Below are 9,399 nucleotides of genomic sequence, written 5' to 3' on the forward strand. Positions count from 1 at the left end.
AGTTTTTTGCTATATTTATCGACTCCTGTTTCTTTTACAAGAAATTCTAACTCTTTATCTTCTATCTTAGAAAAGATATTTGAAATTCTTTTTCTATTCTTTATTATAGTGGTCATAACTTTTTTTTTGCAAAGATAATACTTACACAGTATTTCTACAAAAAAAACATAGTTAAAAATCAGTGCTTTATAAATCTTCCTTACAGTTTTGGTTTAAAACTTTGCCAAAGTTGAATAAACTGACAATCCCCATTTACTAATTTCCTCATTCTCTCATTTTCTCATTTTCTCATTTCCTAATTCAACAGCCCGTGCGGCTCGCACCTAATTTCCCTTTCCCGTCGCTTCTCCTCCTATTGCCTGTGGCCTAAGGCCTAAGGCCTTATTGCTAATCTAACAACATTTTTTATCAAAAAAGTGATTTTGGAACGATTTTAGCTGTATCTTTTCTTATAAAGAAATAATCAGTTATTTTTATGAAACGCTTTTTATTTGCAAGCATCGCCTGCTCCCTGCTCCTATTGGGTTGTAACAATAGCAACAATAAAAACGGAGAAACTTACCTCCCCCCTTCAGTAGGGCAAATCAACACCCTCGCCGTGGTCATCGATAACGACCTCTGGGAAGGCGCCGTAGGCGATACCATTCGCCGTTACTTCGCCGCCCCTATCGATGGACTACCTACCGAAGAACCCATCTTTTCGTTACATCAAGTGCCCCCACAAGTATTTGAAGGCAACACCCGTAACAGTCGCAATGTGCTCATTGTGCATCGCGGTAATAAAAACGAAGCAACTATCAGCGACGATGTATACGCCAAACCACAAGTAGTATGCGAAGTACAAGGCAAACAAGTGCGCGATATAGCCTGCAAAGTCGAAGAATTTCACGACCAGTTTATCCTTGCGTTCAAGAACAACGACCTGAAAGAAACACGTCATCGTTTTAACAATGCCCTTAGCAAAGACAAACAAGTAGAACAAACCTTAGGCTTCAAATTCGTGATGCCCGCCGTGTACCAGGTGAGAAAATACGGCGACAATTTCTTCTGGATAGAACGCCCTATCAAAGGCGGTAGAGCAAGTATTATCCTCTACGAAATGCCTTTAGGAAGTATCCCTGCCGATGAAGAAGGGCGTACCAAAACCATCGTAAAGATGCGCGATTCCATAGGCAAAAAATATATTCCAGGACCCAAAGAAGGTATGTATATGGTTACCGAAACCTATTTAGCTCCCAGCATCAGCGAAACGAAGATAAAAGGACGAAAAACCATTGAAAGCAAAGGCTTGTGGGAAGTAAAGGATTTCGCCCTTGGAGGCCCTTATATCAATTATATTATCGAAGACAAAGCCCATAACCGCCTAGTAGTAGCCGAAGGTTTTTTATATGCCCCAGGCGTTGCTAAACGCGATATGCTCTTCGAACTCGAAGCTATTATCAAGTCGATAGAATTTAGTCGTTAGAAAAAGATTGCCAATTCAAAAAAGTTTTGTAATTTTGCACTATTATTATTTCTTTGTTCAGAATCGTCCGTTAAGTTTGACAATTCCGACATACCTAATTCACTAATAACTAACAACTAAAATCTAATAACTATGCTAAGTATATTTTTAGGGGTAGTAGGTCCCTGGCAAGTAGTCATCATTGTAGCCCTTATATTATTGCTCTTTGGAGGCAAGAAAATTCCCGAATTAATGCGCGGTCTGGGCACAGGTATTCGCGAGTTCAAAGATGCTACCAAAGAGAATAACGATACCGACAAGAAAAAAGAAAATACCGAGAAATCAGAAATTGAGATGTCAAAATAATTTCATATATCTGCACTCTGAAAATTAATGCATTATGAGATTATTTAATGGACAAAACCTCTTATAGTTTACTAAACGCTTTAAAACTGACTTAGATTGTGAAGAATATTTAGCTTCTTTAAAGTGGGAAGATGGATATTGCTGTCGCAAATGTGGTCATAAAAAATATCAAGTCAGAAAAGATTTTTATGGATTTGATACAGAAAGTCCTACTGCAGGAACACTATTTTATGCAAAAAGTCCGTGAAACTATGAAATCCAGTGAATCGCACAAATTGAATAATAGCGTTTAGGTTGGTGAATTTACCATAGGAGGAAAAAGAGGAAGGAAAACAGCACAAGTTACTACTGACCAAAGGAAAGGATATAAACCTATAAAAGACTTTCATATAACTCAAATTCAATAGGTACCTCAGTAATTTTTTACTTAAAAAAATCGCAACTTTGCAATATAATAAATCGCAAGAAATGAAAAATAGTAGTATCTCCCTATGTTACAAAATAGGGTATTACATCAGTCTTTTTGGAGTGGCAACTATTCTACTTTGGATAGGCGCATTCAAGTTTACACATGCTGAGGCAGAGGGAATTAAATCCTTGGTAGAACAAAGTTTCCTGCTATCATGGCTTTATAAAATTCTAAGTTTGCAAGGAGTTTCCAATCTCATAGGCGTAATAGAGATAGCTATAGCAGTAGCACTGATAATAGGGATATTCTCTCCGATAGTGCGTAAATTAGCCTTTGTAGGTTGTACAATTACTTTTCTTATTACTTTGAGTTTTCTTTTTACTTCTGCTAAAACCTATTACTATATAGAAGGAGTTCCCGTTACTGATTTCTTTATTTTAAAAGATATTCCTATGTTAGGCTTTGGAATGATAAGTATGAACAAGCCTAAGTAGCTTTTTTAAAATGGAAAGAAGGATATTGCTGTAGCAAATGTAGTCATAAAAAATATTAAGTCAGAAAAGATTTTTATGGATTTGATACAGAAAGTCCTACTGACTATTTTATGCAAAAAGTCCGCGAAGCTAAAGATTCTGCCCTTGCTGAACTCCAACAACGTGCTGCCCAAAAAGGTGCTAATGCGATCGTTGGCATCGACCTCGATTATGAAACCGTAGGCGCTAACGGCGGTATGCTAATGGTTACTGTTAGCGGCACTGCCATAGTTATCTAATTAGCAAATTCACAAATTGACAAATTGGCTCATCGATAAACTAACTTCTTGGTATAAAGTTGCGCAAAGGTCTTTGCCTTGGCGTGGCACCGCTAATCCCTATAAGGTGTGGCTCTCCGAAGTAATTTTACAGCAAACGCGCGTAGTGCAAGGTCTGCCTTACTACCAGCGTTTTATCAGTCGGTACCCTACCATCACCGATTTAGCCAATGCTTCCGAAGAAGAAGTGCTCAAACTATGGCAGGGCTTAGGCTATTACTCGCGCGCTAAGAATCTACACCACACAGCGCAATATATCGCTACTGAATTGGGAGGTGTCTTCCCAAAAACCTATAAAGAACTTGTAAAACTCAAAGGTATAGGCGATTATACTGCAAGTGCCATTGCTTCCTTTTGTTATAACGAACCTTGTGCCGTAGTCGATGGTAATGTATACCGTGTGCTCTCTCGTCTTTTTGGTATTGCAACACCTATTAACAGCCCACAAGGTGCCAAAGAGTTCAAAGCATTAGCTTACGAATGTTTAGATAAGCACAACCCCGGCACTTATAACCAAGCCCTAATGGAGTTCGGTGCCTTGCAGTGCACTCCTCAGAGTCCCGATTGTGCAAATTGTGTATTACGTGACCACTGTTGGGCTTTTCATCATCAGCAAGTAGACGTCCTACCCGTAAAAATCAAGAAAATCACTATTAAAAAACGCTATTTCAACTATCTCGTATGGCTCAATCCTTACGGACAAACCCTTTTGCAAAAGCGCAAAGGCAAAGATATCTGGCACGGGCTCTATGAGTTTCCTCTACTCGAAACTCACGCTCCTGCTACTGCCGAAGAAATGGCCTCTATCTTACCCTCTGCTACCGTGAGCTTGTATAACGAAATGCCTGTAATCCACAAACTCACCCACCAGCATATTTATACTTCTTTTTGGATAGTTACCACCACCGAACTCCTTGATAATAGCATACTTATCGCCGATATACACAGCTATCCCGTATCAGCTCTCACTGCAAATTTCATTACCAAATTTTGGTAGTTTTAAAATTTTGTCGTACTTTTGGAGAATATTTAGATTATCAACTTTATATTTATATATCAATGAACGGAACTTTAAATAAAGTTATTCTCATAGGTCGTATGGGAGATGTTGTGAAGCTTACCTATTTCAGCGAAGGTAACTGCATTGGTCAGTTCCCCTTAGCCACTGACGATGAGTATACCAATCGCGCTACCAACGAGCGCATTAGCAGTACCGAATGGCATACTGTTATCGTTCGCAACAAGCTGGCAGAACTCGTAGAGAAATACACTCACAAAGGCGACCTTATCTATGTCGAAGGGCGCATCAAAACACGTAAATGGCAAACGGAAGACGGCGTGATGCGCCAAACAACTGAAATCCACGCTTCCGATGTAACTTTTCTACCAAATCCTAAACGTGATGGGCAACCTAAACCAGCTCCTAAAACAGCTGAACCTAAGGCTCCTGAACCGCCCGTAAGTACGGAGCCTCCTTTCTAAATGTGTAACGAAATAATAATATTTTGGAAACAGAACCTTTGTCGGTACTCTCATTAATGCCTTTTTTAAGCATTGACGTGGGTATCGTTATTCAATTTGCAGTGTTTATACTATTATTATTCTGCTCTGCTCTTATCTCAGGAGCTGAGGTAGCTCTCTTTTCGCTTACTCCTGCTGAGATTGAAACACTCAAAGAAGAAAAAACGCCTACCGGCAATATTATAGCCAAGCTCGCAGAGAATCCTAAAAAGCTATTGGCAACGGTACTTATTGCCAATAACTTGGTAAACATCTCTATCGTACTCCTCTTTGTAGATTTAGGCGACTTCCTCTTCGGGGGAATTACAACTCCTTGGATACGGGCAGTACTCAATGTAGGTCTGGTTACCTTTGTGCTTTTGCTCTGCGGTGAAATCCTGCCTAAAATCTACGCCAATCGCAACAATATTTTGTTTTCACAGCGCGTAGCTTACTTCATCTATATCCTCGACTCCTTCTTTACGCCCATCAGTATGCCGATGAAAAACTTTACTGTATGGATACAAAAGAAATTGGGCAAGCAGAAAAGCAATATTTCAGTAGGACAACTCTCACAAGCCTTAGAGCTCGCCTCCGAAGAAGATACCACCAACGAGGAAAAGAAGATATTAGAGGGTATTGTCTCTTTTGGCAATACCGAAACCCGCGAAGTAATGGTACCCCGTGTAGATATCTTTGCTCTCAGCGAAGAGCTCTCATATCAGGAGTTGCTAAACGAAATCGTGGCGATAGGCTATTCACGCATTCCCGTATACCACGAGAATTTAGACCATATCACAGGGGTAATTTACATCAAAGACCTTTTGCCACATTTAGACAAAACTGATTTCGACTGGAATAGTGTGAAACGCAATGCTTTCTTCGTTCCTGAAAACAAGAAATTAGACGATTTGTTGAGCGAGTTTCAAGAGAAGAAGATACACCTCGCTGTTGTAGTAGATGAGTACGGTGGTACTTGTGGAGTGATTACCTTAGAGGATATCATAGAAGAGATTGTGGGAAATATCAACGATGAGTTTGACGATGAAGATGTAACACACTCCAAAATCAATGATAATGTCTTTATTTTTGAAGGAAAAACGGTTTTGAAGGACTTCTATCGCATTCTTGAATTTACTGATGAAGAAGAGGCTCTATTTGACGAAAATCGCGGTGATGCCGAAACGCTTGCAGGCTTTCTTTTAGAGATTTCGGGCAACTTTCCCCAGAAAGGAACTCCTATCCTATTTGGCAACTATAAATTCATTGTAGAGGCTTTTGACAAGAAACGTATCAAGCAAATCAAAATCATTAGAACGAACAATCCACAATAAATACATATGAAATATTCTAAAATAATTGACACTATATACCAATCTGTTTTATCTGCTGATAATTTAGGTAAAGTTCCTACTTATATCCCAGAATTGGCACAAGTGAACCCCGATAAGTTTGGGGTATATTTTTATAGCCTCAACAAACAATCGTATGGGATTGGTGATTGCGATGAAAAGTTTTCAGCACAGAGTATTTCTAAGGTATTAGCACTTTCGTTGGCGTATAGTATTATAGGCGACCAACTATGGCGACGTGTAGATGTAGAACCTTCGGGCACTTCATTCAATTCATTAATACAGTTAGAAGCCGATAACGGTATTCCACGTAACCCTCTTATCAATTCAGGAGCTATTGTAGTTTGTGATATTCTCCTCTCTATCTTGGAAGATGCTGAAGCCGATTTCTTAACTTTTGTAAGAGAATTAGCTAATGATGATAGTATTAATTACTCTATATTAGTAGCCGAGTCGGAGAAATCAGTAGGATATCGCAATTTTGCCTTATGTTATTATATCAAATCATTAGGGAACATAGAGAATGACCCTATTGAGGTACTCAATTTCTACTTTAAACTTTGTTCATTAGAGCTTACTTGCAAATCGATGGCATATATCTTCTCGTTTCTTGCCAACGATGGTATCCGTATGCACGATAGAGTTCAAATTCTTACTGAAACTTGTACTAAACGGGTAAACGCTTTGATGCAAACGTGCGGTTTCTATGATGAGTCGGGGGAGTTTGCTTTTAAGGTGGGGCTACCAGGTAAAAGCGGTGTAGGAGGCGGTATTGTAGCTCTTTTGCCTAATCATTATAGCATTGCGGTATGGAGTCCGAAACTTAATAACAAAGGGAATTCGTATAGAGGAATGAAGTTCTTAGAAGAGTTTACCGCACAAACACATACTTCTATTTTTTAGTAATAAAATATATGTCAAAGAATTATTTCAGTACCTTTATCAAATACTTTTTTCAGGGGATACTTATCATAGGTCCGCTGAGTGCTACCATCTGGATTATTTGGTCGATATTCAAGAGTGTAGATAACCTTGTGCCTGATATCTCAAAGGCTTACCCAGGGTTAGTTTTTGCTTTGGTTTTACTTGGTACTGCTATTATTGGTTTTATTGGTAGTCGACTTATTTTAGGAAAACTGTTCGTGGGACTATTAGATTATTTAGTAGCTCATATTCCCGGTGTAAAGGTTATTTATTCTTCTATTAAAGATATTTTAGCTTCTTTTGTAGGTGACAAACGAAAACTTACTAATCCGGTATGGGTAAAAGTGAATGAAACGCCCGAAATATGGCGCATTGGGTTCCTTACCCAACCTTCTATGGATTTTGCTGAACTCAGCGAAATGGTAAGTGTTTATCTTCCGCATTCGTATGCTATTTCTGGTTGGGTGATTGTTACTTCCAAAGATAACATAAAGCCTGCTGAAGGTTTTTCTTCGCAAAAAGCAATGGAGTTTGCCCTTAGTGGCGGAATCCTTTCTAATACCGGTAATGCCAATAATACTACTGGTAATAAATAGTGATTTTATATAGTAGTTTATTCTTCGTTTAGGCTATTAGCTTTGTGGTATTAATTACATTTTTCTTCTTCGCAGTGGCAATTATCGGTGTCTATTTCAAAAGTGCTGTGGGTAATCCCTTCGTGTGAGAGTTTGTGCTTTAACTCGGCTTTAATATTCATAAATTCTTTAAGCGTAATACACTCTTTCAGTACAATATGAGCCGTGAGAGCGTTCTGTGAGCTACTGAGTGCCCAAATATGCAAGTGATGTACACTCTCTATCATTGGATGCTCTTCTATAAGATGTTGTATATGCTCCTTATCGATGTCGTGAGGCACTCCATCTAAGATGAGTTTTACACTTTCTTTAAGTAATCCCCAAGTGGAGAACAGAATCACGATACCTACCATAAAACTACTGATAGGGTCGGCTAAGTTCCAACCGGTAAAATATACAATTGCCCCTGAGATAATTACCCCTACCGATACTAAAGCATCGAGCATTAGGTGCAGAAAAGCCCCTTTGACATTGATATCTGTCTTCTGTCCTTTGTAGAATAGGAATGCTGAAACTGCATTGATTATCACTCCTATAAAAGCTGTAAGCATAATTGCTGAACCTACCATTTCGGGCGGATTAGCAAGACGCTCGAAGGCTTCGATAAAGATTTTTATCACAATGTACATCAGTAGTACCGCATTGATGAGCGATGCAAGAATAGATGCTTTTTTGTAGCCATAGGTATAGAGCTGAGTAGCGGTGCGATGGGTGAGTTTCATACCGATAAGTGAAATCACTAAACTGGCTACATCGCTTAGATTATGACTTGCATCGGAGATAAGTGCTAAGGAATCGACGCGAAAGCCTACTACAAACTCAATAATTGTGTAGAGTAAATTCAAGCCAATGCCTATATAGAAGGCACGATTGAGAGTACTGAGGTCAGTTACGGTGTGATGATGGTGGTCGTGACCGTGGTGATGATGGTCGTGTTGGTGGTGTGAATGTTCCATAATAATATTTTTTAGATCAAGGTAAAAGGTAACAAGCGATGCAAAGGTACGAATTATTTTGTAATAAGGGTGATTTTAAGATAAAAGATAAAAGGTAAAGCCAGCAGAACTGGCTTTACCTTTCTTGTTGTTACTCGCTTTAAAGGATAAATTCCTTAGTGGTAACATTGGCAGGACGGTCGGTGGCTGTTACTATTACCTTATCGCCGGTAAGAGAAGCGTTTACCACAGTGGTGGTATACACCCACTTACCTTCTTGGAAGGTAGCATTCCCCTCTTCTACAAGTGTAGCATCGTGGTCGGTGATTTTCACTTTCACGCCTGTTACTTTAAAAGTGTCGGATACTTGTACGACAATCTTTTCTCCGGTAACGGAACCTGTATAGTTTGAGGTATCTACCGCGTCAATCACAGGAGCTTTAAGATAATCGGCAATTGCCATATTATAGGGGGTGGTACCTGGACGCTTTTTAGCTTCCTCGGCATAGCTTTGCTTAAGTGCACTATTTTGCAAAGCACTTTTAGCATAGAAAGCTGCTCGAGCAAACCTTTGCTGATGTAGCTGTTGTGCTTGGCTTGCTTTCTGAGAGCGAACGGGGGCTTTCCCTACGATGGTTTGTCCTGCGCGTTGGCGGAATACGATTTGGCGAGCTAACATACCGCTCAATCCTTCGGTTACTACATTATTTTTGCTTTTTGCCATAATGATTGATTTTTTAGATAAGAGGTCAAAGAACTAAAAGATGGAAGGCGTCGACTTTATATTTACCTTTTGTCTTTCGGCTGTTCCCCTTATCAAGTTTTTACGGTGCAAAATTCTGGCGATAATTTTTTATGGGCAAATTCTTATTCAAGGGTTGTAGGATTTTAGGACAAGGATTGTGCGTTTGAGATACAAGGCTAAAAATTGAAGAAATGAGAGTAACACAGTAAATACAAGAAAAAAAAGTCGCTAAGCGAGATGCTTAGCGACTTTTTTATTATCAAAATTAAAATCTAAAA

Annotated in this window: 11 protein-coding genes and 1 pseudogene; 10 read left to right on the forward strand and 2 right to left on the reverse strand. The window is 39.2% G+C overall.

Annotated elements, in window-relative coordinates; all coding sequences use genetic code 11:
- Positions 1 to 475: 475 nt before the first annotated feature.
- The 10 genes and pseudogenes from ACSQ7D_RS12705 to ACSQ7D_RS12750 all read left to right on the forward strand — a co-directional run bounded on the left by ACSQ7D_RS12705 (position 476) and on the right by ACSQ7D_RS12750 (position 7,402).
- Entirely contained in the window at positions 476 to 1,465 is a 990-nt protein-coding gene (locus ACSQ7D_RS12705) for a DUF4837 family protein (RefSeq protein WP_437136460.1), read from the forward strand.
- A 132-nt stretch (positions 1,466 to 1,597) separates the two neighbouring features.
- A complete protein-coding gene (gene tatA / locus ACSQ7D_RS12710; protein ID WP_009421490.1) occupies positions 1,598 to 1,810 on the forward strand; it encodes a twin-arginine translocase TatA/TatE family subunit in 213 nt (70 codons plus the stop codon).
- Positions 1,811 to 1,844: 34 nt separating this feature from the next.
- Positions 1,845 to 2,208 (forward strand): annotated as a pseudogene (locus ACSQ7D_RS12715) (IS1595 family transposase); the annotation flags it as partial.
- Between the two features lie 70 nt (positions 2,209 to 2,278).
- Entirely contained in the window at positions 2,279 to 2,713 is a 435-nt protein-coding gene (locus ACSQ7D_RS12720) for a DUF417 family protein (RefSeq protein WP_106096079.1), read from the forward strand.
- Between the two features lie 110 nt (positions 2,714 to 2,823).
- On the forward strand, positions 2,824 to 2,991 hold the full coding sequence (locus tag ACSQ7D_RS12725) for a heavy metal-binding domain-containing protein (RefSeq protein WP_437136461.1): 168 nt from the start codon (positions 2,824 to 2,826) through the stop codon (positions 2,989 to 2,991).
- Between the two features lie 16 nt (positions 2,992 to 3,007).
- On the forward strand, positions 3,008 to 4,027 hold the full coding sequence (gene mutY / locus ACSQ7D_RS12730; RefSeq protein ID WP_437136462.1) for an A/G-specific adenine glycosylase: 1,020 nt from the start codon (positions 3,008 to 3,010) through the stop codon (positions 4,025 to 4,027).
- A 62-nt stretch (positions 4,028 to 4,089) separates the two neighbouring features.
- Positions 4,090 to 4,512, forward strand: a complete 423-nt coding sequence (locus tag ACSQ7D_RS12735; RefSeq protein ID WP_034554409.1) for a single-stranded DNA-binding protein — start codon at positions 4,090 to 4,092, stop codon at positions 4,510 to 4,512.
- Positions 4,513 to 4,568: 56 nt separating this feature from the next.
- On the forward strand, positions 4,569 to 5,864 hold the full coding sequence (gene gldE, locus ACSQ7D_RS12740) for a gliding motility-associated protein GldE (RefSeq protein WP_437136464.1): 1,296 nt from the start codon (positions 4,569 to 4,571) through the stop codon (positions 5,862 to 5,864).
- Between the two features lie 6 nt (positions 5,865 to 5,870).
- Entirely contained in the window at positions 5,871 to 6,785 is a 915-nt protein-coding gene (locus ACSQ7D_RS12745) for a glutaminase (RefSeq protein ID WP_048745610.1), read from the forward strand.
- Positions 6,786 to 6,796: 11 nt separating this feature from the next.
- Positions 6,797 to 7,402, forward strand: coding sequence for a DUF502 domain-containing protein (locus ACSQ7D_RS12750; RefSeq protein WP_437136463.1), 606 nt, complete (start codon positions 6,797 to 6,799; stop codon positions 7,400 to 7,402).
- Positions 7,403 to 7,452: 50 nt separating this feature from the next.
- Here ACSQ7D_RS12750 and ACSQ7D_RS12755 read toward each other — a convergent pair whose 3' ends face one another.
- Together ACSQ7D_RS12755 and ACSQ7D_RS12760 are read right to left on the reverse strand one after the other, a co-directional pair.
- Positions 7,453 to 8,397, reverse strand: coding sequence for a cation diffusion facilitator family transporter (locus ACSQ7D_RS12755; protein ID WP_128091431.1), 945 nt, complete (start codon positions 8,395 to 8,397; stop codon positions 7,453 to 7,455).
- A 139-nt stretch (positions 8,398 to 8,536) separates the two neighbouring features.
- A complete protein-coding gene (locus tag ACSQ7D_RS12760) occupies positions 8,537 to 9,100 on the reverse strand; it encodes a hypothetical protein (protein ID WP_002674601.1) in 564 nt (187 codons plus the stop codon).
- Positions 9,101 to 9,399: the final 299 nt, after the last annotated feature.

The organism is Capnocytophaga sp. G1920 (assembly GCF_051417515.1).

Excerpts from the sequence above, each read along its gene's own strand:
- ACSQ7D_RS12725 (WP_437136461.1), top strand. The coding sequence starts at position 2,824 with ATGCAAAAAGTCCGCGAAGCTAAAGATTCTGCCCTTGCTGAACTCCAA.
- gldE (WP_437136464.1), top strand. The coding sequence starts at position 4,569 with ATGCCTTTTTTAAGCATTGACGTGGGTATCGTTATTCAATTTGCAGTG.
- ACSQ7D_RS12720 (WP_106096079.1), top strand. The coding sequence starts at position 2,279 with ATGAAAAATAGTAGTATCTCCCTATGTTACAAAATAGGGTATTACATC.
- ACSQ7D_RS12745 (WP_048745610.1), top strand. The coding sequence starts at position 5,871 with ATGAAATATTCTAAAATAATTGACACTATATACCAATCTGTTTTATCT.
- ACSQ7D_RS12705 (WP_437136460.1), top strand. The coding sequence starts at position 476 with ATGAAACGCTTTTTATTTGCAAGCATCGCCTGCTCCCTGCTCCTATTG.
- ACSQ7D_RS12735 (WP_034554409.1), top strand. The coding sequence starts at position 4,090 with ATGAACGGAACTTTAAATAAAGTTATTCTCATAGGTCGTATGGGAGAT.
- ACSQ7D_RS12750 (WP_437136463.1), top strand. The coding sequence starts at position 6,797 with ATGTCAAAGAATTATTTCAGTACCTTTATCAAATACTTTTTTCAGGGG.
- ACSQ7D_RS12755 (WP_128091431.1), bottom strand. The coding sequence starts at position 8,397 with ATGGAACATTCACACCACCAACACGACCATCATCACCACGGTCACGAC.
- tatA (WP_009421490.1), top strand. The coding sequence starts at position 1,598 with ATGCTAAGTATATTTTTAGGGGTAGTAGGTCCCTGGCAAGTAGTCATC.
- ACSQ7D_RS12760 (WP_002674601.1), bottom strand. The coding sequence starts at position 9,100 with ATGGCAAAAAGCAAAAATAATGTAGTAACCGAAGGATTGAGCGGTATG.